General features: G+C 67.0%; 21 protein-coding genes and 4 tRNA genes. 15 read left to right on the top strand and 10 right to left on the bottom strand.

Going from position 1 to position 19,149, the window contains the following annotated elements; genetic code table 11:
• Window positions 1-4 precede the first annotated feature (4 nt).
• Window positions 5-889, top strand: a complete 885-nt coding sequence (locus RHA1_RS23905) for a universal stress protein (protein WP_009477950.1) — start codon at window positions 5-7, stop codon at window positions 887-889.
• 13 nt (window positions 890-902) lie between these two features.
• Here the strand turns inward: RHA1_RS23905 and RHA1_RS23900 are convergent, their stop codons facing one another.
• Window positions 903-1,640: a VIT1/CCC1 transporter family protein gene (locus RHA1_RS23900; protein WP_009477949.1), complete on the bottom strand. Its 738-nt coding sequence runs from the start codon at window positions 1,638-1,640 to the stop codon at window positions 903-905.
• Window positions 1,641-1,778: 138 nt separating this feature from the next.
• On the opposite strand from RHA1_RS23900, the gene RHA1_RS23895 reads away from it, so the two are divergent.
• The 7 genes from RHA1_RS23895 to RHA1_RS23865 all read left to right on the top strand — a co-directional run bounded on the left by RHA1_RS23895 (window position 1,779) and on the right by RHA1_RS23865 (window position 9,314).
• Window positions 1,779-2,561: an SDR family NAD(P)-dependent oxidoreductase gene (locus tag RHA1_RS23895; protein ID WP_011597183.1), complete on the top strand. Its 783-nt coding sequence runs from the start codon at window positions 1,779-1,781 to the stop codon at window positions 2,559-2,561.
• Window positions 2,562-2,587: 26 nt separating this feature from the next.
• On the top strand, window positions 2,588-3,649 hold the full coding sequence (locus RHA1_RS23890) for a lysylphosphatidylglycerol synthase transmembrane domain-containing protein (protein WP_011597182.1): 1,062 nt from the start codon (window positions 2,588-2,590) through the stop codon (window positions 3,647-3,649).
• A gap of 62 nt (window positions 3,650-3,711) precedes the next feature.
• Window positions 3,712-4,536 carry an SDR family oxidoreductase gene (locus tag RHA1_RS23885; RefSeq protein ID WP_011597181.1) on the top strand — a complete coding sequence of 275 codons (825 nt, stop codon included), beginning with the start codon at window positions 3,712-3,714 and terminating at the stop codon, window positions 4,534-4,536.
• Window positions 4,537-4,655: 119 nt separating this feature from the next.
• Window positions 4,656-5,873 (top strand): ABC transporter substrate-binding protein, encoded by a 1,218-nt coding sequence (locus RHA1_RS23880; RefSeq protein WP_011597180.1) that lies wholly within the window; start codon window positions 4,656-4,658, stop codon window positions 5,871-5,873.
• A gap of 22 nt (window positions 5,874-5,895) precedes the next feature.
• Entirely contained in the window at window positions 5,896-6,753 is an 858-nt protein-coding gene (locus RHA1_RS23875; protein WP_011597179.1) for a branched-chain amino acid ABC transporter permease, read from the top strand.
• 3 nt (window positions 6,754-6,756) lie between these two features.
• Entirely contained in the window at window positions 6,757-8,580 is a 1,824-nt protein-coding gene (locus tag RHA1_RS23870; RefSeq protein WP_011597178.1) for a branched-chain amino acid ABC transporter ATP-binding protein/permease, read from the top strand.
• Window positions 8,577-9,314 (top strand): ABC transporter ATP-binding protein, encoded by a 738-nt coding sequence (locus RHA1_RS23865; RefSeq protein WP_011597177.1) that lies wholly within the window; start codon window positions 8,577-8,579, stop codon window positions 9,312-9,314. The genes RHA1_RS23870 and RHA1_RS23865 overlap by 4 nt, the downstream gene beginning before the upstream one ends.
• Before the next feature lie 4 nt (window positions 9,315-9,318).
• On the opposite strand, the gene RHA1_RS23860 is transcribed toward RHA1_RS23865, so the two are convergent.
• Entirely contained in the window at window positions 9,319-9,972 is a 654-nt protein-coding gene (locus tag RHA1_RS23860; protein WP_128970053.1) for a TetR family transcriptional regulator, read from the bottom strand.
• A gap of 156 nt (window positions 9,973-10,128) precedes the next feature.
• On the opposite strand from RHA1_RS23860, the gene RHA1_RS23855 reads away from it, so the two are divergent.
• Window positions 10,129-10,980: an alpha/beta fold hydrolase gene (locus RHA1_RS23855; protein WP_050787366.1), complete on the top strand. Its 852-nt coding sequence runs from the start codon at window positions 10,129-10,131 to the stop codon at window positions 10,978-10,980.
• Here RHA1_RS23855 and RHA1_RS23850 read toward each other — a convergent pair.
• Window positions 10,977-11,690 carry a TetR/AcrR family transcriptional regulator gene (locus tag RHA1_RS23850; RefSeq protein ID WP_237726939.1) on the bottom strand — a complete coding sequence of 238 codons (714 nt, stop codon included), beginning with the start codon at window positions 11,688-11,690 and terminating at the stop codon, window positions 10,977-10,979. The two genes, RHA1_RS23855 and RHA1_RS23850, sit on opposite strands and share 4 nt — an antisense overlap.
• A gap of 71 nt (window positions 11,691-11,761) precedes the next feature.
• Here RHA1_RS23850 and RHA1_RS23845 point away from each other — a divergent pair, with 71 nt between their 5' ends.
• Window positions 11,762-12,094: a nuclear transport factor 2 family protein gene (locus RHA1_RS23845; RefSeq protein WP_009477938.1), complete on the top strand. Its 333-nt coding sequence runs from the start codon at window positions 11,762-11,764 to the stop codon at window positions 12,092-12,094.
• A gap of 62 nt (window positions 12,095-12,156) precedes the next feature.
• Here RHA1_RS23845 and RHA1_RS23840 read toward each other — a convergent pair.
• The 4 genes from RHA1_RS23840 to RHA1_RS23825 form a co-directional block, all read right to left on the bottom strand.
• Window positions 12,157-12,233 (bottom strand) — tRNA-Phe (locus tag RHA1_RS23840).
• Between the two features lie 66 nt (window positions 12,234-12,299).
• Window positions 12,300-12,373, bottom strand: a tRNA-Asp gene (locus RHA1_RS23835).
• A gap of 96 nt (window positions 12,374-12,469) precedes the next feature.
• Window positions 12,470-12,542, bottom strand: a tRNA-Glu gene (locus tag RHA1_RS23830).
• Window positions 12,543-12,640: 98 nt separating this feature from the next.
• The gene (locus RHA1_RS23825; protein ID WP_029539591.1) at window positions 12,641-13,297 is read right to left on the bottom strand and encodes a TetR family transcriptional regulator; all 657 of its coding nucleotides are present in this window, start codon (window positions 13,295-13,297) and stop codon (window positions 12,641-12,643) included.
• Between the two features lie 328 nt (window positions 13,298-13,625).
• Between RHA1_RS23825 and RHA1_RS23820 the strand changes: the two genes are divergently transcribed.
• Window positions 13,626-13,698, top strand: a tRNA-Lys gene (locus RHA1_RS23820).
• A gap of 41 nt (window positions 13,699-13,739) precedes the next feature.
• On the opposite strand, the gene RHA1_RS23815 is transcribed toward RHA1_RS23820, so the two are convergent.
• The gene (locus tag RHA1_RS23815; protein ID WP_011597173.1) at window positions 13,740-14,345 is read right to left on the bottom strand and encodes a TetR/AcrR family transcriptional regulator; all 606 of its coding nucleotides are present in this window, start codon (window positions 14,343-14,345) and stop codon (window positions 13,740-13,742) included.
• Window positions 14,346-14,453: 108 nt separating this feature from the next.
• Here RHA1_RS23815 and RHA1_RS23810 point away from each other — a divergent pair, with 108 nt between their 5' ends.
• Together RHA1_RS23810 and RHA1_RS23805 are read left to right on the top strand one after the other, a co-directional pair.
• A complete protein-coding gene (locus RHA1_RS23810; RefSeq protein WP_011597172.1) occupies window positions 14,454-14,927 on the top strand; it encodes a DUF4334 domain-containing protein in 474 nt (157 codons plus the stop codon).
• A 6-nt stretch (window positions 14,928-14,933) separates the two neighbouring features.
• Window positions 14,934-16,022, top strand: coding sequence for an NAD(P)-dependent alcohol dehydrogenase (locus RHA1_RS23805; RefSeq protein WP_011597171.1), 1,089 nt, complete (start codon window positions 14,934-14,936; stop codon window positions 16,020-16,022).
• A 5-nt stretch (window positions 16,023-16,027) separates the two neighbouring features.
• Here RHA1_RS23805 and RHA1_RS23800 read toward each other — a convergent pair whose 3' ends face one another.
• Window positions 16,028-16,630: a hypothetical protein gene (locus tag RHA1_RS23800; RefSeq protein ID WP_011597170.1), complete on the bottom strand. Its 603-nt coding sequence runs from the start codon at window positions 16,628-16,630 to the stop codon at window positions 16,028-16,030.
• Entirely contained in the window at window positions 16,627-17,016 is a 390-nt protein-coding gene (locus RHA1_RS23795; RefSeq protein ID WP_009477932.1) for an MmcQ/YjbR family DNA-binding protein, read from the bottom strand. The genes RHA1_RS23800 and RHA1_RS23795 overlap by 4 nt, the downstream gene beginning before the upstream one ends.
• Before the next feature lie 117 nt (window positions 17,017-17,133).
• On the opposite strand from RHA1_RS23795, the gene RHA1_RS23790 reads away from it, so the two are divergent.
• Together RHA1_RS23790 and RHA1_RS23785 are read left to right on the top strand one after the other, a co-directional pair.
• On the top strand, window positions 17,134-17,721 hold the full coding sequence (locus RHA1_RS23790) for a DUF937 domain-containing protein (RefSeq protein ID WP_011597168.1): 588 nt from the start codon (window positions 17,134-17,136) through the stop codon (window positions 17,719-17,721).
• A 411-nt stretch (window positions 17,722-18,132) separates the two neighbouring features.
• Window positions 18,133-19,089: an acyl-ACP desaturase gene (locus RHA1_RS23785; RefSeq protein ID WP_009477930.1), complete on the top strand. Its 957-nt coding sequence runs from the start codon at window positions 18,133-18,135 to the stop codon at window positions 19,087-19,089.
• The last annotated feature ends 60 nt before the right edge of the window (window positions 19,090-19,149 follow it).

The raw sequence follows: 19,149 nt of genomic DNA, 5'->3' as shown, positions 1-19,149 counted from the left end.
AGACGTGAGCACACCCGCCAGTCATTCCGTCGTCGTCGGCCTGGACGGATCCGACGCCTCCACCGCCGCCGCCCTGTGGGGCGCCGCAGTCGCGTCGAAGTGGGGTGCCACGCTGTCGCTCGTGCACGCGCTGCCACAGGACGGTCCGCTGTACAGCCCCGCTGCGATCATGCTGGAATCGCAGTTCCTCAGTCAGCTGCGTGAGGACGGTGAGGCCATCATCGGGACGGCGAAGAGGCTGCTGGGGCCGAAGTTCCCCGGTCTCGAGATCGAGACGACCATCAGTCCCGGTCCGGCGGGGACCGCACTGCTCGAGGCCGCCGACTGGGCCCGGTTGATCGTGCTCGGATCCACGGGGACGGGGGCGATCCGTTCGGTGCTGCTCGGCTCGACGGCACTGCACGTCGCCAACCGCGCACCCTGCCCCGTGACCGTTCTCCGGGGCGAAGTCACCACCCCCGACCAGCGTCCGGTGGTGGTCGGGGTCGACGGAAGCGACCTCAGCCGTGACGCGGTGGCCCATGCATTCGAGTTCGCGTCGTTCTTCGAGGCGCCGCTGAGCGCCGTCCACACGTGGCAGGGCTCCCCCACACTCGGCGCGGGCGGCACCGGCATGCTCGTCGACTGGGATGCCGTCAAGCAGGAAGAGGAGGCGCTGCTCTCCGAGGCCCTCGCGGGCGAATCGGAACGATACCCGGACGTGTCCGTGACCAGGGTGGCCGAACAGGGCGCCGCAGCCGACGTCCTCCTGCGGCATGCAGACGACGCTCAGCTGATCGTCGTCGGCAGCCACGGCCGGGGACCGTGGCTCGGCGCGCTGATGGGCTCGACGAGCCAGAATCTGCTCCACCACGCGAAATGTCCGGTCATGATCTGCCGGAGCGAGTGACGGTCGCCCGACGCTAGGCGATGCCCGTCCCCACCAGCTGACCGATTCCGTACGTCACGAGCATCGCGAGTGCTCCGCCCAGCACGACGCGGAGCACTGCCCGGGTGCGCTGTGCGCCGCCGAGAGCCGCGCTCACGGTGCCCGTGAGGGCCAGCGCGACCAGCACCGCGACGAACGCCACCGGAATGCGCAGGTGCACGGGCGGTAGGAGAATCGCCAGCAACGGGATCAGGGCGCCGAGCGTGAAGGACAGCGCCGAGGACCCGGCGGCCTGCCAGGGGTTGGTCAGATCGTCCGGGTCGATGCCCAGTTCGACGTCCACGTGGGCGGCGAACGCATCGTGATCGGTGAGTTCGCGCGCGACCGTCCGGGCGGTGTCGTCACTCAGCCCCTTGGCCTCGTACATCGCGACGAGTTCCTCGAATTCGGCGTCGGGGGTCTCGGTGAGTTCGCGCCGTTCTTTCGACAGCAGCGCGCGTTCGGTGTCGCGCTGGGTGCTCACCGAGACGTATTCGCCCAGCGCCATCGACACCGCGCCGGCCGCGAGACCCGCGAATCCGGCGGTGAATATTGCCGCTCGCTCGGTGGTGGCCGCGGCCACGCCGACCACCAGCCCGGCGGTCGACACGATGCCGTCGTTGGCGCCGAGGACCCCGGCCCGCAACCAGTTGAGGCGGCTCGCCAGACTGGGTGCGTGCGGCTCGTCGGGATGCCCCGAGGGCTCGGCCCGCTCGGCGTTCTCTGCTGACATGCGTTCAGGCTAAGACGAAAAGGCCTGGTCGGATAGCCAGGCTAGGCTGCGCTCGGCCGGGTGCACCGTTCCCCGCACTCCGAAACCAAGCAGTTGCTAGGTTAAGGACGCTCGTTCCTCACACGCTTGGAGTTCCTCATGGCGACACCCGCCACCAGCACCCCCCGACGTCGTTGCGCCGCACTCGTCACGGGCGGCACCGGCGGCATCGGCTCCGCCATCGCACGGCAACTCGCAACCCACGGCCACGACGTGGCCATCACCTACCGATCCAATGCCGACGTCGCCGCGGACCTCGTCGGCGAGCTGGAAGGCCGCGGCGTCGGAGCGCAGGCGTTCTCCGCCGACCTCACCGACCAGCCCCGCGTCGCGAGTGTCGTCATGCAGATCGTCGAGCACTTCGGCGGCATCGGCATCCTCGTTCACGCCGCAGGACCGCACATTCCGATGATCCACCTGTCCGAGGTCGCTCCCCGGGACTACGCCGAGCACCTCGAACAGGAGGCCGTCGCCTTCTTCACCGTCGTCAAGGCCGCCCTGCCCGCGCTGCGGGAGGCGTCCGGATCCGTCGTCGCGGTCACGACCGCGGCCACCAGCCGATTCCCGGTGCGCGACGGACTGTCGCCGGGCACGAAGGGCGCGATCGAACAGCTGGTCAAGGGATTCGCCGCCGAGGAGGGCCGCTACGGCGTCCGCTTCAACTCGGTCGGCCCGGGAATGCTCACCGACGGCATGGCCGAGCGGCTGATCAGCTCCGAAGAACTCGATCAGCGCGCACTCGACGCCGCCATGAGCCGGATACCGTTACGCCGGTTCGGCACCGCCGTCGACGTTGCCGAGGCGGTCTGTTTCCTCGCGAGCGACCGGGCCGGGTTCGTCACCGGACAGAAGCTCGACGTCGACGGCGGATACACGGTGTGATCACCGGCCATGTGTAATGGACGCGTATGACTGACGCCGACGACACTCGCCCGACGCCCCGCAGGCGTCGTGTCGAATGGGTGATCGGCGGCCTGCTCGTCGTCGTGCTCACGGTGGAGATCGTCCTCATCTGGCCGGACCTGTCGGAGAGCGTCCAGAACCTCGGCGACCTGCATTGGGGATGGGTGGCCGCAGCCGTCGTGGCGTCGCTGGCGTCGATGTCGAGTTTCGCCCGCGTCCAGCGCTGCCTGCTGGGGGTCGCGGGTGTGCACATCAAACAGCGGCAGTCCCTCGCGGTGACGTTCGCCTCCAATTCGATGAGCGTGACACTGCCCGGCGGCCCGGTTCTGGCGACGACGTTCACGTACCGGCAGACGCGCCTCTGGGGTGCATCACCGGTGGTCGCGACGTGGCAACTGGTGATGGCCGGCGTCCTCCAGGCGATCGGCCTGGCACTCGTCGGACTGGCGGGCGCACTGCTCGTCGGGGCGAAGACCAACCCGTTCTCGCTGATCTTCACGTTCGGCGGCCTGTGCGCGTTCCTGGTGGTGGCCCAGTACGCCGCATCGCGACCCGACGCCCTCGAGGGGGTCGGCATCACCGCGCTGCGCGGATTCAACAGGCTTCGAAAGAAGCCTCCGCTGACCGGTGTTCGCCAGTGGAAGCACATCGTGAACCAGATGAGCGCCGTCCGGATGGATCGCCGCGACACGGCCCGTGCGTTCGGGTGGTCGCTGTTCAACTGGATCGCCGACGCCTCGTGCCTCGCCTTCGCGTGCTACGCGGTCGGCGCGCATCCCGGGTTCGCCGGACTCGCCGTCGCGTACGCGGCGGGCAACGCCGCGGGCTCGGCCATTCCACTCCTGCCCGCCGGACTCGGCGTCATGGATGCCGTGCTCGTCCCCGCGTTGACTGCCAGCGGAATGACCGGCGCCGAAGCGGTATCCGCGATCGTCGTCTACCGGCTGGTCAGCTTCCTTCTCATGGCCGCCATCGGCTGGATCGTCTTCGCGGCACGCTTCCGGGGCGCGCAACAGCAGGGCGAGGAGGGCCCGGACCTCGAACCGCTGTGGCGTCGCGGCACGTGAATACGTCCCGCTGAGAGAGAAACCCGGGCCGAGGCGGCCGGCGACGGCCCTACGGTCGAGCCGTGACGGAACCGGAAACACGTGAGAAGCAGGTTGTCGTCGTCACCGGCGCGGCCTCGGGAATCGGGGCGGGGATCGCCCGGCACGCGCACGCCCGCGGTATGACGGTGGTGCTCGCCGACATCGACACGGCCGCACTGGACCGTCTGGCCGCGGACCTGGGCGGAGCCGCCCTCACGTGCGCAACGGACGTCGCGGACTCCGGGTCCGTCCACGCCCTGGCCGATCTCGCGTTCGACTCGTTCGGCCGGGTGGACCTGCTGTTCAACAACGCCGGAATCATGCGCGCCGGGTTCCTGTGGCAACTCGGCGAATCCGACTGGGACGCCGCCCTCGGTGTCAACGTCACGGGTGTCGTCAACGGGATCCGGGCGTTCGTTCCGCGCATGATCGACCAGGGCGGCGGCCGCGTCGTCAACACGGCCTCGGTCGGTGGATTCGCGCCCGGTCCGATGATGTCGCCGTACAGCGCATCGAAATTCGCGGTCGTCGCGATCACCGAGTGCCTGCAGATGGAGTTGAGCATGGTGGGCGCCCCGGTGTCCGCGAGCGTGTTGGCGCCGGGGCCCGTCGTCACGTCCGTCTTCGACAACCCGTTCGGGTCGGTCTCCCATCCGGCCGTCGACCACATGGTCGCGCAGATGCGCGAACTGCTCGGCACCGACGGACTCGACCCAGACACGTTCGCCGAGTCGGTCTTCGCGGGCATCGACCGGGGCGACTTCTGGCTCGCACCGCAGGGTGAGCACCTCGACAGCATGGTGCGCCAGCACACCGCCACCATCCTCGAGCGGCGAGAACCGGTGATCCGGCAGTCGTTCCGCTGAGCGCGGTCCGTCGAGATCCTCCCGCCGAGTGGGACATTCGGCGGACACCGACCGTTAGTTCTGCTACCTTTTGCCGAACCAAGCACTTGCTTGTTTTCCGTGACGTCAAAGGGGCGCCCATGCGAATTCGATCCACAGCTCTCACTGCGGCGCTCGCCGTGACCGCACTCGCGCTCACCGGCTGTTCCGGCGCGGGCGCAGACTCCGCCGGCGCCGCAGACGGCCCGTACCGGGTGCTCGTGACCGGCGGAATCAGCGGGCAGGGTGCGCTCGCCGCGAATGCTCAGACGTCCGTGCTCGCAGCGAAAGCCAGCGCCGAGGCGGTGAACCTGGCCGGCGGCGTCGGCGGACGCCAAGTGGAGATCACCGTCGTCGACGACGCGGGCGACGCCACCACCGCCGTGTCCAAGCTGCGGGAGGCCATCGCGTCGGGAAAGAAGCCCGACCTCTTCCTCAACTCCGGCCCGTCGACCATCACCACCGCGACCCTGCCGATCCTCGCGCAGAACAAGATCCTCTCGTTCAACATCGGGCCCACCGAGGATTCGGCGAATCCGGAGAAGTACCCGCTCAACTTCGACCTCGCGTCGGGGCCGGCCGAGAACGCCGAGACCATCGCGCGATACATCAAGGGCAAGGGATATCAGTCCGTCGGCGTCGTCCACGGGAGCAGCGCCTACGGTGAAGTGTTCGGACAGGCGATGGACGACGCGCTGAGCGGTGAAGGTGTGAGCAGCACCGGATCCGAGGAGTACGACACCGCCGCCCTCGACATGACGGCGCAGCTGCAATCGCTGAAGAACCGGGGCACGCAGGCGCTGGTCGTGGACGCCTACGGGGCGCCACTCGGATATCTTCTCGCGAGCCTTCAGCGGCTCGACTGGAACATTCCGCTCGTCGGCAACACCTCGGTCGCGGGGACGTCACTGGTTTCGAAGGCTGCACCGGAAGGCGTGCTCGGCACTCCGGCAACGGCGAATCTGGTCATGCACGTCCTCTCGAGCACCGTCTACGACGCCAACGACACCGCTGTCAACACCATGGTCGACAACATGAAGGCCATGGGCGACATCCCGTCGACGCTGATCCTCGCCGACAACTACGACGCACTGCCCCTCGTCGTGGCCGCCGCGAACAAGGCCGGATCTTCTTCCGACCCCGAAGCTCTCGCCGACGCGCTCGAGAACCAGGAAGTCCTCGACAGCGCCGAAACCGCGTTCTCCCCCTCCTATCACTTCTCGGCAGACTCACATGCGTCGAAACCCGGAGACGAGGCGTACAAGTTCGTGCCTCCGAGCCCACTCCTCAACGGCCAGTACGGAAACCCGAGCGCGTGACACTCGACCACAGGAGATCCCGATGACCATCGTCTGGTCGGGCCTCGCGCTGGGGGCGGTCTACACGCTCGTCGCGATCGGCTACAACATCGTCTTCATCTCGTCCCACACGTTCAACTTCGCTCAGGCCCAGCTGATGATGGTCGGAACCTTCGTCGCCTACACCGGGCTGGTCACCCTGAAGTTGCCGATCCTCGTCGTGGCGGTGACAGCGACGGCCACGGTGACGATCCTGGCCGGCATCGAGGAGATCGTCGCAGTCCGGCCGGTCCGGGATCACCAGAATCAGCTCGTCACCACACTTGGCGCCGCGACACTGATCAACGGTGCGACGCAACTGATCTGGGGAAGCGAACCGCTCACCGTCCCGTTCTTCGGTTCGAACGATCCGATCACGGCACTCGGCGGCCGCACGTATCCGGTCGAGATCGTGCTGCTCATTCTGGCGATCGTGCTGGTGGTCGTGCTCGGCCGGGTTGGCACACGGACCATGACCGGTCTCGCCCTCCTGGGCATCTCCGAGGACCGCGAAGCCGCCCTGCTGCGCGGTGTCAACGTCCGGGCGCTCGCCCTCGGTGCGTTCGCCTTTTCCGGCGCGCTCGCCGGATTCCTCGGGCTCTTCGTCGGTCCCAAGACGTTCGCGGTGGCCACCCTGGGTTCGGCGCTGGCCATCAAGGGCTTCGTCGCATTGGCGATCGGCGGGTTCGGCTCGCTCCCCGGCGCACTGGTCGGGGGTCTCACCGTCGGTCTCGTCGAGTCGTTCGCAGCTCTCGAGCTGGGTAGCCAGTACAGCAACATCGCGGTCTTCGTGGTCCTCATCGCGATCCTCATGGTGCGTCCGGCCGGACTGTTCGGCCGGGTGCGGGAACGGGTGGTGTGAACGATGTCCTTGTGGCGCCTCATTCGATCGGTTCCGAGTTGGCTCTTCCCGCTCGCCCTCGGCCTCCTCGTGCTGTTCCTGCCGGAGTTCGGTCTCGACTTCGCGCTGTCCCGCCAGGTGCAACTCGCCTGCATCCTCGCGCTGGTCGTCAGCGGACTCAACCTCGGTCTCGGCTATGCGGGTGAACTCGCGCTCGGCCAGGCCGCGATGTACGCGGCCGGGGCGTATACCGCAGGGCTCATGTCCATCGCCGGTTACACGGACATCGTGCTGCAGTTGATCGCCTCGGGTGTGGTCGCGCTCGCGGTGGGCATCGTCACCGGCATCCCCGGATTGCGGCTCGGCAGTTGGTCATTGGCGATGACCTCGTTCTTCCTCGTTCTCCTCGTACCGGACATCATCGCCGTCTTCGGCGATACCACCGGTGGCCGGAACGGACTCAGCGGCATCGAACCGGCAACCCTGTTCGGTGAAGTAGTGGACTCCGACCGGTTCTACATGGTCGTCGTGATCGTCGCGATCCTCTGGTTCGCGGTCATGCGCAACCTCGTGGTCTCCCGGCACGGTATCGCGTTCCGCACACTGAAACAGAGCCCGGTACTGGCCTCCTCGGTGGGTATCTCGGTGTTCCGGATGAAACTGCTCGGTTATGCGATCGGCGCGTTCCCCGCCGGCCTCGCAGGCGCATTGTTCGCGAACATCGACATGTACGTCTCTCCCGAGGCGTTCGGGTTCACCTTCGCGACGGCAGTTCTGGCGGCGTGCATCCTCGGTGGCGCGACGAGCGTCTACGGCGCCGCGGTCGGGGCGGCGATCATGCAGCTCGGTCCGAACCAGTCGTCCGAGTTCCAGCAGTACGCGCTGGTCTTCTACGGTGGATTCCTGATACTCGGCGGCGTCCTCCTCAGTGGTGGCCTCGCGAAGGTCGCCAAACAGGCCACGGCGCGGTTGGACCGGGCGGCAGGCCTGACCGGCAGTCGAACAGGAACCCGCCCCGCGGAGACGGATCGATCCGCGATGGACCCGATGTCGGGTCGGACGCTCGTGGTCGACGGCATCTCGAAGGCATTCGGCGGCAACAAGGCACTCGACAACGCGTCGCTGCGTGCGGAACCCGGCACCATCACCGCACTGATCGGACCGAACGGTTCGGGCAAGACCACGATGCTGAACATGATCTGCGGGTTCTACCGTCCCGACAGCGGGCGAATCCTGATCGGTGACAACGAAGTCCAGGGCAGGGCGCCGGAACAGGTCGCCAGATGCGGCGTGGCACGAACCTTCCAGACACCAGACATCCCCGACGGCGTCACTGTTCTCGAGGCCGTGGCCTCGGGTCGATACAGCACCGATCGAGTGTCGATGCTCTCGACCGTGTTGCGGCTTCCCCGCCACCACAAGGTCCGCGCCGGCGATATCGCCGAGGCGGAACGCGCGCTCGACATCGTGGGGCTGTCGCATCTCCGCGACGAGACCGCCACCGCACTTCCCCTGGGAATGCGGAGGCTTCTCGAGGTCGCCCGGTCGGTGGTCGCCGAGCCACGGCTTCTGCTGCTCGACGAAGTGGCGTCCGGCCTCGACGAGGACGAAGTGGAACGGCTCGCCGGCCTGATCCGCCAGCTCAGGGATGCCGGATGCACGATCGTGCTGGTCGAGCACAACTTCCGCTTGGTACTGGCACTCGCCGACACCATCGTCGTACTCGCCCAGGGACACGTCATCGCCGCGGGTGCGCCGTCCGAGATCGAACACAACCCGCGCGTACTCAGCGAATACCTCGGCGTGGTCGCCGAGGGCACGGAACTGGCCGGAGAGGCGACCTCATGAGCGAGCAGACGACGAAACCCCTACTGAGCCTGCGGAATGTACAGTCCGGCTACGGCGACCTCCGGGTGGTGTGGGACGTCTCGCTCGACGTGTGGCCCGGCAAGGTCACGGCGTTGCTCGGGCGGAACGGCGCAGGGAAGACCAGCACCCTGCGTGCCATCTCGGGACTGAACAAGGTTTCCGCGGGAACGATCGAGTTCGACGGCCGCGACATCTCGAAGGCGGCGCCGCACCGGCGGGTCCGCCGGGGAATGGCATACGTGCAGGAGGGAAAGAGGGTGTTCCACCGACAGACCGTGGAACAGAACCTGATTCTCGGCGGGTACGTCCGCAAGATGAGACGGTCGGCCGTACGCGAGGAGGTGGCGCGCATCTATGACTTGTTCCCCGTCCTCGGCCGGAAACGTGGCCTGCTCGCGGGTGCGCTGTCCGGCGGGCAGCAGCAGATGCTGGCAATCGGGCAGGCGCTGATGGCCGACCCCACCCTGCTTCTGCTCGACGAGCCTTCCGGCGGACTGGCGCCCGTGATCGTCAACGAAGTGATGGAACGCGTGACCGTGCTGAAGGAATCCGGGCTGGCGGTACTCCTCGTCGAGCAGGCGGTCGACGCTGCGATGAGCGTGGCCGACCACGTCACGGTCCTCGACGTCGGACGCGTCGTCATGGATGCGGACGCGGGCGGGATCGACGACAGAGCGGTGATTCGCGACGCCTACTTCGGACGCGTCGGCTGAAAAATCAGCCGCCGAGGCGCCGGAACACGAGACGGACCGCGAGCCCGAGGTGCGCCATCACCTCGTCCACCGAGATGCGGCCGGCCACCCAGGACACCAGGCTCGACATCCAGACGTCGCCGATCACGCGGATGGCGTTCAACTGGTCGTCGGAGATCTGCTCGACACCGATGGTCTTGGCGAACATCTCGGTCATCAGGGCGCCGAACGCATCCAGTTCGGCCGAAGCCGACGCGTCCGCGAACATGAACGCCCGCACCAGGGCCTCGTATCGGGGCCGGTCCTTCTCGAGGACTTCCGTGTTCTTCCGGAGGACGAACAGGATCCGCTCGGACGGCGTGTCCCCAGGGATCGCGACGTCCTCGAACCGGGACCGCATTCCCTCGAACACCATCAGCAGGCCCATCACCAGCATGTGGTTCTTCGATGGGAAGTAGCGGTACACGGTGCCCAGCGCGACTCCCGCCCGATCGGCGATGGCCCGCATCTGCACGGCGTCGTACCCGCCCTCGGAGGCGAGTTCCATCGCCGCGGCGACGATCCGCTGGTAACGCTCCCGCTGCGGGGCCTTGGCCCCACGCGAGGGCAGCTGCCCGTTGCGAAGCAACGACAGGAGTCCGTCGCGGCCCGCCGTCAGCGGCTCTTCAGCACTGCTCATGGACGTCAGCCTAGCGACAGTCACCTCGGTGTCGTCCGGCGACGGCACCGGTTCCGGTCGTCACGATGTCCGGATTGCGTGGGCCTCCCCCGGATAGACTCGCCTCGACCGCCGGAGGTTCCCGTGCCCAGAGTTCATGTCGGACCCGAGGATCGTGTGATCCGCCTGCGCGACGGACGCCTGATGGGTATCGCGGAGTACGGCGACCCCGGCGGATTCACGGTCGTGAACGCGCACGGCGGACTCGCCGGCCGCCTCGACGTCGCGGCCGCCGACCGGAGTGCCCGCGACGCGGGGATCCGTCTCCTGTCCCCCGACCGTCCCGGGATCGGACTGTCGGATCCGCAGCCGGGCCGGACGGTGCTCGACTGGGTCCGGGACGTCGAAGACCTCGTGAATCACCTCGGCGTCGGCCGTTTCGGTGTCATGGGGTGGTCGATGGGCGGACAGTACGCGCTCGCGGTGGGCTCCGGGGTCGCGTCGCGCGTGACCAGTGTCGCGGTGATCGCCGGGGCTCTGCCCCTCACCGAATCGGGGGTGTTCGCCCAGCTTCCCGCCGGGGACCGCGCGTTCACCCGGCTGTCCCAGCACGCCCCGCTGGTGGCGCGGATCTGCTTTCGCGTCATGGGCGGCGTCGCGCTGCGTGCTCCGCAGCTGTTCCGGCGGCTCGGCGCCCGCGACCTCGGTGCCGCGGACGCAGCCGTTCTCCGATCCGAGCCCGTCCGGAACTTCTCGCTCATGTCCGGCGAGGCACTCCGGACGGCGCCCGGGATGGTGGAGGACTATTGCGCGTGGATGCGGCCGTGGGGGTTCGCGCCCGAGGATCTGGCCGTGCCGGTCGACGTCTGGGGTGGAAGCGAGGACGAACTCGTGCCCACGCACTGGCCGCCCGCGCTCGCCCGCCGAATTCCCGGTGCCACGCTGAACATCCGCACCGGTGGCCATTTCATGGCTCACCTGCACTACCGCGAGATCTTCGACACCCTCCGGCGGCGCTCGGAGGGCTAGGTGGCTGCCACCAGCTTGTCGAGCCATTCCCGCATCAGGAGAAGTTCGCCGGCGCTCAGCCCGGACCGCCCCGCGTCGGCGTCGAGGGCGTCAGCGAGCGCCTGGGCGTTCTCGACCACCTCACGCGAGGCCTCCGACGTGACAGCGGGTGCCGGCCGGATCAGCCCGGCGATCACGTTGTCCCGCAGTTCCCGTGACAGGGCGAGGTCGGCCCGGCCCTCCGGCTGAGCGATGAGGTGCAGGGTCATGCCGACGTTCGCCGCCACGAATTGCCCGGCGGCGACTGCCGGCGTCACCCGCAAGCGTCCCTGCCGCGCGATCTCGATCAGCAACTCGAGGAGCTTCGCCTCGGCGACGGATGTCACCGCACACGGCTCCCTCGGGGCGATCCGGCCGTACAACAGGACGTAGAACGAGGGATTGTCGAGCCCGTAGCGGACGTGATCGTCCCAGCCGTGCCGCAGATCGTCGACCGGGTCGCCCCCTCGCGGATTCGTGACCCGGATGTACTGGCCGAACCCGTACTCCACGACCGCGTCGAACAGGCCCTGCTTGCTACCGAAGTGGTGGTACAGCGTCGGAGCCTGCACGCCGGCGAGGTCGCAGACGGCCCGGGTGGACACGGGCTTGCCCTTGGCCTCGTCGAGCAGTTGGGCAGCCGCGTTCAGCAGACGGTCCCGGGCGTTACCGGCCACACTCCTTGTTGTCACACCGCTATGCTACTTCTATAGCGTTGCTATACACGCGGTACTGCCGCACCGGCAGGGACAGGGAGAACACCATGAGCACCACGACACCCGAGATCGTCACGCGCTACTTTCGGGCGGCCGACGCAGGAGACCTCGATGCGCTCACTGCATGCTTCACCGAGCACGGGGCCGTGACCGACGAAGGCCGGACCGTCCGCGGGCACGACGGCATCCGGCAATGGCGCAGGGACCTCGAATCGAAGTTCACCTACACGGTCGAGGTGACCGGAACGGAAGCGGTCGCCGACGACAGGTACGTGATCACCACCACAGTGGAAGGAAATTTCCCCGGAAGCCCGGTGGAATTGAAGTACGAGTTCGTTCTCAGCGACGGCCTCGTCGACACACTGCGGATCGCCCCGTAGGTACACGGACGACGAAAAAACTCCGTTGTCGACGTTCTCGACAACGGAGCTTCGGTGAATCGTGGTGGCCAGGGCCGGGATCGAACCGGCGACCTTCCGCTTTTCAGGCGGACGCTCGTACCAACTGAGCTACCTGGCCGGACGGCACCCGAACCGAATGCCTATCGCATTGTGTTGCCGATACTCGGTATCGGCAACACACTTGCGACCCTGACGGGACTCGAACCCGCGACCTCCGCCGTGACAGGGCGGCGCGCTAACCAACTGCGCCACAGGGCCTTGCTTTGTCCTGCTGTGCTTTACAAGTGTAAAGCGTTACTGCGTGTCACTTTTACTGCCGTCGAACCATACCGCATGCTCGACACCGGTCAAACGTACCCCCTACGGGATTCGAACCCGCGCTACCGCCTTGAAAGGGCGGCGTCCTAGGCCGCTAGACGAAGGGGGCCCGCCGGATTTCTCCGAACCAGTACCTCAACGGCGTTCCGTTGGGAGCTTGGATAGCTTAGGACACGGATCGAGAATTTCCCAAATCGCCAGGTCAGACTACGAATCGGGCAGTTCCGAACCGGAATCCGGCCATCCTTCCCTCGCAAACTTCTCCCACCACTCGGGTGAAGCCATCGCGGCGAGGATCACTTCGAGCGATTCCGCGAACCGCTCGCCGAGGTCACCCTCCAGCGACGTCATGTCGGACATGTACCGCTGGCCGGCGAGCGACGCCGCCAGCACCCGGGTGAACTTCTCCGGGTCGGCGTCGGCGCGCAGCAGACCGTCGCGTTGAGCTCGGATCGCGAACTCGTGCGCGGTGCGCCCCCACACCTGCGATCCGCCGGACTGCACGTCCGGATAGAACTCGGGTTCGACGATCAGCCGGAATTCGGCCCGCACGATGACGCTGGAATGGAAGAGCTTCGCCAGGTCGATCACGAAACCGTGGAGGGCTTCGAACGGCCCGATGTCCGTGCGACTCGTCCACCTGTCGGTCAGGGCGGTGAATTGCTCCACTCCGGATTGAAGGACGGCACGGGCGAGCTCTTCCTTCGATTGGAAGTGGAAGTACATCGCCCCCTTGGTGGCGTTCGAGCCTTCGAGGATCGTGTTGACCGACGCCGCCGCATAGCCGCGCTTCGCGAATTCGATGGCGGCCGACTCCACCAGCGCAGCGCGAGTGCGTCGCGCACGCTCCTGCTGACGTGCCATGACGGTGAATCCCTCTCCCAGATGTAGTAACCCCGCTTTTCGCCCTCCCGGGACGAGCGTGGAGCCATACATAACAGTATCCCCGTTTTGAAAAAACCGACACAGCAGTCTGTAAATCATGGAAACTTCTCAGAAACCAACCTGAAGACCTTTATGGAGTGGAAACCGGACCGCCGCCGAAAACACACCAAGTGGTATAATTTGGGTCGGCTCGGGTGCGCTGCAGGGGGTGCGCACCCGAGCCGACCCATTTCACCCCCCGCGCGGCGCGCCGTGCCGGGGGTCCTGTTTTCTCGGCCACCGTCTGCGCACTAGACTCTGGCCCCGCGCCCCTATAGCTCAGTTGGTAGAGCTACGGACTTTTAATCCGCAGGTCGTAGGTTCGAGCCCTACTGGGGGCACTCTCCCTTACCCGGCGCATGCCGGGTAAGGGAGCGAGCACTCACCCACGCCCTGGCGCGTAGGCCGTCGCAGGCGCCCCGATCAGACGACGAACCGCCTCGACAGCGCTCTGCCGCCGCTGTGCCACCGTGCGCTCCCCCGACTTTCCCCCCGCCGGCTTGCGTCCACCACGCGCGGTGGCCAGCGACAGGGCGATGTCGGTGATCACGAGCAGCAGCTCGCCTGCGTTCCACGACGGATCGACGAACCCCTCCTGCTGACCTCGCCGGATCTCGGCGATTTTGGGCCGCAGCGCGAGGGTCCGCGCATCGCTGTCGGTGATCTGCTCGCTCATCTCCAGGTCGGCCCACTTCTGCAGCCTCGCGTTCTCGGGGTGCGCCACGTAGTAGTCGAACAACCGGCCCGCGTAGCCCGGCAGATCGTCTCCCCGCAGCGCCGTCTGCTCCGTCGTCTCGGCGATCCACTGCGCGATGACGGCGTCGAACAGCGCTTCCTTGCTGTCGAAGTACGCGTACAGACGGTCCTTGCTCGCTCGGGCCGTCTCTGCGATGCGGTTGATCCGGGCTCCGGCGACTCCGTGGTGAGCGAACTCCTCCTTGGCCGCGGCGAGGATCCGTTCTCGCGTGGCTTCTCCCGCTGTTCGCATTCCGACATCCTATTTGCCCGTTGCCGAACCATCTGGTTCGGCGTAGCGTGCGCAGTTGACGAACAGTTTGGTTCGTAAACCTCGCACCACTCACCCCAAGGACCTTCCATGGACATCGATCGGGCCCGCACCACGTTCCACGAGCTCCGGGGGCGCGAGAGCGGCGTCTCCCCCGACGAACTCGACGCCGTGTGGGCCGCGCTCGACACCGTCAGGGCCGAAGACGTCCTCGGCAGCTGGAAGGGCGACGACTTCGCCACCGGACACCGCCTCCACGAGAAACTGTTCGCGAGCCGCTGGCACGGAAAGACGTTCCACTCCCTCGAGGATGCGAAGCCGTTGATCTGCCGTGACGCGGACGACAACCTCTATTCCGACGTCAAGGCCGGCAACGGCGAAGCGAGCCTGTGGAACATCGAGTTCCGGGGAGAGGTCACGGCGACCATGGTGTACGACGGCGCACCCATCTTCGATCACTTCAAGAAGGTGGACGACTCCACTCTGATGGGCATCATGAACGGCAAGTCCGCACTGGTCCTCGACAACGGCAGGCACTACTACTTCCTGCTCGAAAGAGACTGAGCCCCAATGCAGGTCACAGCAGCGCTCTCACGCGGACCCGATTCTCCGTTCACACTGGAGACGGTCGAACTCGACGAGCCCCGCGCGGACGAAGTCCTGGTGCGCATCGTCGCCACCGGCCTGTGCCACACGGACCTCTTCACCAAGGCGTCCCTCCCCCATGCCCTCGGCCCCGCCGTCCTCGGGCACGAAGGTGCCGGGATCGTCGTGGACGTCGGGTCACGTGTGAATGGGGTGACGCCCGGTGATCACGTGATTCTCAGCTACCGCCACTGCGGCGACTGCGACCAGTGCCGAAGCGCGGGTCCGGCGTACTGCGTCGATGCGCACCGGCTGAACAGTTCGGGCCGGCGCGCGGACGGTTCCGCCACCATCACCCAGAACGGCGAGCCCGTGCGCGCCGCGTTCTTCGGCCAGTCCAGCTTCGCCGAGCACGTCCTCGCGACGGCCGACAACGTCGTGGTCGTCGACAAGTCCGTCGACCTCGCCGCCGCGGCGCCGCTCGGCTGCGGATTCCAGACGGGTGCGGGCGCGGTACTGAACGTGCTCCGGCCGGGCAACGATTCGAGTCTGGTCGTCTTCGGCGCGGGCAGCGTCGGGTTCGCCGCCCTGCTCGCCGCCCGATCAGTCGGCGTCGCAACGCTTCTCGCAGTCGATCCGGTCCCCGCACGCCGTGCGCTCGCGGAGGAATTCGGCGCGGTTGCGATCGATCCCGGATCGCAGGACGTGGTCGCCGCGATCCGTGCGGCGACCGGTGGGGGCGCCACCCACACCCTGGACACGACCGGGATCCCCGCCGTCATCGGCCAGGCCTTGTCGTCCCTGATGGCGCGCGGCAGCGCGGTGGTCGTCGGGCTGGGTGCGCCCGAAGTGACCGTGAACATTCAGGATCTGATGCTGAGCGGCAAGACCCTCCGCGGCTGCGTCGAGGGCGATTCGTCGGTGCAGCAGTTCATCCCGCAGTTGCTGGCGCTGCACGCGGACGGGAAGTTCCCGTTCGACCGTCTCGTCACCGAGTATCGATTCGACGACATCAACCGCGCCGTCGCCGATCAGGCCGCGGGCACGGTGATCAAGCCCGTGCTCGTGTGGTGAATTCGCTAGGGCGTGGCAGGTGACGGTCCGGCCGGCGGCCCGTCACCCACCTGTCCGTCCTTCGCTTTCGTGTCTCTCCGCATCTCGGCGAGATCCTCGCCGCGCTTGCGGTACGTGAAGCTGACTCCGGCGACGCCCAGGAACAGCACCACTCCGATGATGGCGCCGGCGAGCGACGCGCCGCGGAATCCGGGCGCGTCGACGTCCATGATCCGTTCGCCCGCGTGCGCTGCGCTGTTGCCGCCGAGCACCACACTGAGCGTCAGCAGGTTGGGCAGCACCACCAGGACACCGAGGATCAGCAACACGATCTGCACGGGCTTGAACCGGCGCCGGCGGAACAGCCGCCACGCTCCGCGGAACAGCAGCAGCGGCAGCAGGGTGCACAGGGTGCCGAACAGCAGTCCCCACAGGATGCCGCCGCCGAAGCTGCCGCCCGCCAGCCCTCCCACGTTCTGAGCCCACGCCCGCGGGAGGTAGGCCGCGAGGATGAAGTAGGCGATGACCAGTACCACCAGCAGGACTGCGATGCCGATGGCCTTCTTGGCCCACGTCGGCAGGCCGGATTTCGACGGTGTGGAGGTGGATGCGCTGTTGTCGGTCGTCATGACTGGTCTCCCTGCGTCGGCAACGGTTCTTCGTCCAGCACCTGCTCGGCCAGTCGCTTCGGGGCGACGAGCGTGTACGACGTCCTGATCCACTCACGGAGCTGTTCCCAGTGGGGCTCGTCCGCGTCCGCGACGTCCACTGCGATCCAGCCGTGTCTACCGAGACCGTATCCCGCGGGCTCGGCCCCCGGTTCCGTTGCGACGACCGCTTCGGCCTCGTCGACGGTGAGCTTCACCGTCAACCGGGTGGCCTCCACGTCACTGAACACGAAGTTCTTCCCCCGCACCCGGAACGTCGGGTGTCCGTCCCATTGGGCGACGTCCACGCGCACGGCTTCGGGCAACTCGGCGACGATCTGTTCCAGGCGGCTCATGTTGTTGCCCATGTGACGATTGTCGGCAGCGCCCCGACCCACCGCAACCGGCATAACGGACACGCGGGATTCACTAGTGTCGGGTGTCCGGGGGTGTCGACGACGAACCCCATGACGAGGACGGCATCAATGGCATCGATCGACGACCTTCTGTCGCAGATCCCGATCAATCAGATCGCCCGGCAACTCGGCGTCGACGAGGCCACCGCCGAGACCGCGGTGAAATCGGCGCTCCCGACGCTCGTCGGCGGGCTCGGCGCCAACGCCGAAGACCCGAACGGCGCTGCGTCGCTGCAGAGCGCGCTGCACGATCACAGCGGCACGACGCTTCTCGACGGCGGAATCGACATCGACCAGGTCGACACGGCCGACGGCGACAAGATCGTGTCCAACATCTTCGGCGGCGAACGTGACCGGGTGGCGAGCACGCTCGGCGGTGTGGGCGGCAGCGGAGTGGGCAGCGACCTCATGAAGCAGTTGCTCCCGATCCTCGCGCCGATCGTGCTGGCGTACATCGCCAAGCAGGTGACGGGCGGTGGAAGTTCCGCTCCGCAGACGCAGGGCTCCGGCCAGGCGGGCGGAGGTCTCGGGGACGTCCTGGGCGGGCTCCTCGGAGGCAGCGGCGGTTCCGGCGGGCTCGGCGGTGTCCTGGGTGGCCTGCTCGGAAAGGGTGCGGGCGACGTGCTCGGCGGACTGCTGGGCGGCGGAAAGAAGTAGGTCCCCGGGGGCGGCGGGGCCACCGCCGCCCCCGGGTGGCGATATTCACACCTGGGGTGGATCGAATTCCCAGGAGACCGACGGCTCGGACGAACAGGCTCCCGCGCAACGGCCGACACGGCTCGAGTTACGGCGGGGAATCTGTGGGGACCGACAAAACTGTGATCGTCCACAACGGCCCGCGCGTCGCTGTGATGATCTCTCCCTGCGACGATTACGCTGGTCACCGCACACGCACGCTCATCAGTACACTGTCATGTAACGGTTCGCCGCGTCGCGGCGACACATCCCGGAAGATCCATTACGGATCGGTAACTTGGACGGTTCCCGGGCCGCCGACGGCGTTTACCAACCTACTTACGGTGCCGTAGGCTGAACAAAGTCAAATTGAGCTACATGGAGGCATTACACATGGCGAGGGATCTGACCCAACTCGAACTGCTGCAGGAGTTGTCGCCGGTTGCAGAAGAGAACGTCAACCGCCACCTCTCCATGGCCAAGGAATGGCATCCCCACGACTATGTTCCGTGGGACGAAGGACGTAACTTCGCCGCGATGGGCGGCACCGACTGGGATCCCGAGCAGTCGCAGCTCGACGAGGTCGCCAAGGCCGCGATGATCACGAACCTCCTCACCGAGGACAACCTGCCGTCGTACCACCGCGAGATCGCCGAGAACTTCTCGCAGGACGGCGCATGGGGAACCTGGGTCGGTCGCTGGACCGCCGAGGAGAACCGTCACGGCATCGTGATGCGCGATTACCTCGTTGTGACCCGCGCCGTCGACCCCGTCCAGCTCGAGCGTTTCCGCATGGAGCACATGACCAACGGCTTCGCTTCCCCCGCCGACGTCGACGCCGGCTTCCTCCACTCCGTCGCCTACGTGACGTTCCAGGAACTGGCCACCCGCGTCAGCCACCGCAACACCGGTAAGGCGTGCAAGGACCCGATCGCCGACAGGATGCTGCAGCGCATCGCCGCCGACGAGAACCTGCACATGATCTTCTACCGCAACATGTGCGGCGCAGCCCTCGACCTCGCGCCCGATCAGGCGCTCGAGGCCATCAACATGATCGTCCAGAACTTCCAGATGCCGGGCGCAGGCATGCCGAACTTCCGGCGCAACGGTGTACTCATGGCCAAGCACGGCATCTACGACCTGCGTCAGCACCTCGAAGAGGTCGTGATGCCCGTCCTGCGCAAGTGGAACATCTTCGAGCGGACCGATTTCACCGCCCGCGGCGAAGAGGTCCGCGAGAGCCTCGGCAAGTTCCTCGAGAACCTCGAGGGCCAGGCCACCAAGTTCGAGGAGCAGCGCGACCGCATGCTGGCCCGCGAGGCCAAGAAGCGCGAGCAGAAGGCTTCGTGACGTAAACAGTTATCCTGTGCCCGGTACCGGATTCGGTACCGGGCACAGTTTCGTTCCAGC

Origin of the sequence: Rhodococcus jostii RHA1 (assembly GCF_000014565.1) — a bacterium.
Taxonomy (GTDB): domain Bacteria; phylum Actinomycetota; class Actinomycetes; order Mycobacteriales; family Mycobacteriaceae; genus Rhodococcus_F; species Rhodococcus_F jostii_A.
The sequence above is the reverse complement of the archived record's forward strand: the minus strand, read 5'-3'. Positions and strand labels throughout refer to the sequence as shown.

Excerpts from the sequence above, each read along its gene's own strand:
- RHA1_RS23865 (WP_011597177.1), top strand. The coding sequence starts at position 8,577 with ATGAGCGAGCAGACGACGAAACCCCTACTGAGCCTGCGGAATGTACAG.
- RHA1_RS23825 (WP_029539591.1), bottom strand. The coding sequence starts at position 13,297 with ATGGCACGTCAGCAGGAGCGTGCGCGACGCACTCGCGCTGCGCTGGTG.
- RHA1_RS23895 (WP_011597183.1), top strand. The coding sequence starts at position 1,779 with ATGGCGACACCCGCCACCAGCACCCCCCGACGTCGTTGCGCCGCACTC.
- RHA1_RS23880 (WP_011597180.1), top strand. The coding sequence starts at position 4,656 with ATGCGAATTCGATCCACAGCTCTCACTGCGGCGCTCGCCGTGACCGCA.
- RHA1_RS23810 (WP_011597172.1), top strand. The coding sequence starts at position 14,454 with ATGGACATCGATCGGGCCCGCACCACGTTCCACGAGCTCCGGGGGCGC.
- RHA1_RS23900 (WP_009477949.1), bottom strand. The coding sequence starts at position 1,640 with ATGTCAGCAGAGAACGCCGAGCGGGCCGAGCCCTCGGGGCATCCCGAC.
- RHA1_RS23870 (WP_011597178.1), top strand. The coding sequence starts at position 6,757 with ATGTCCTTGTGGCGCCTCATTCGATCGGTTCCGAGTTGGCTCTTCCCG.
- RHA1_RS23860 (WP_128970053.1), bottom strand. The coding sequence starts at position 9,972 with ATGAGCAGTGCTGAAGAGCCGCTGACGGCGGGCCGCGACGGACTCCTG.
- RHA1_RS23875 (WP_011597179.1), top strand. The coding sequence starts at position 5,896 with ATGACCATCGTCTGGTCGGGCCTCGCGCTGGGGGCGGTCTACACGCTC.
- RHA1_RS23785 (WP_009477930.1), top strand. The coding sequence starts at position 18,133 with ATGGCGAGGGATCTGACCCAACTCGAACTGCTGCAGGAGTTGTCGCCG.
- RHA1_RS23800 (WP_011597170.1), bottom strand. The coding sequence starts at position 16,630 with ATGACGACCGACAACAGCGCATCCACCTCCACACCGTCGAAATCCGGC.
- RHA1_RS23790 (WP_011597168.1), top strand. The coding sequence starts at position 17,134 with ATGGCATCGATCGACGACCTTCTGTCGCAGATCCCGATCAATCAGATC.
- RHA1_RS23795 (WP_009477932.1), bottom strand. The coding sequence starts at position 17,016 with ATGGGCAACAACATGAGCCGCCTGGAACAGATCGTCGCCGAGTTGCCC.
- RHA1_RS23845 (WP_009477938.1), top strand. The coding sequence starts at position 11,762 with ATGAGCACCACGACACCCGAGATCGTCACGCGCTACTTTCGGGCGGCC.
- RHA1_RS23890 (WP_011597182.1), top strand. The coding sequence starts at position 2,588 with ATGACTGACGCCGACGACACTCGCCCGACGCCCCGCAGGCGTCGTGTC.
- RHA1_RS23815 (WP_011597173.1), bottom strand. The coding sequence starts at position 14,345 with ATGCGAACAGCGGGAGAAGCCACGCGAGAACGGATCCTCGCCGCGGCC.
- RHA1_RS23805 (WP_011597171.1), top strand. The coding sequence starts at position 14,934 with ATGCAGGTCACAGCAGCGCTCTCACGCGGACCCGATTCTCCGTTCACA.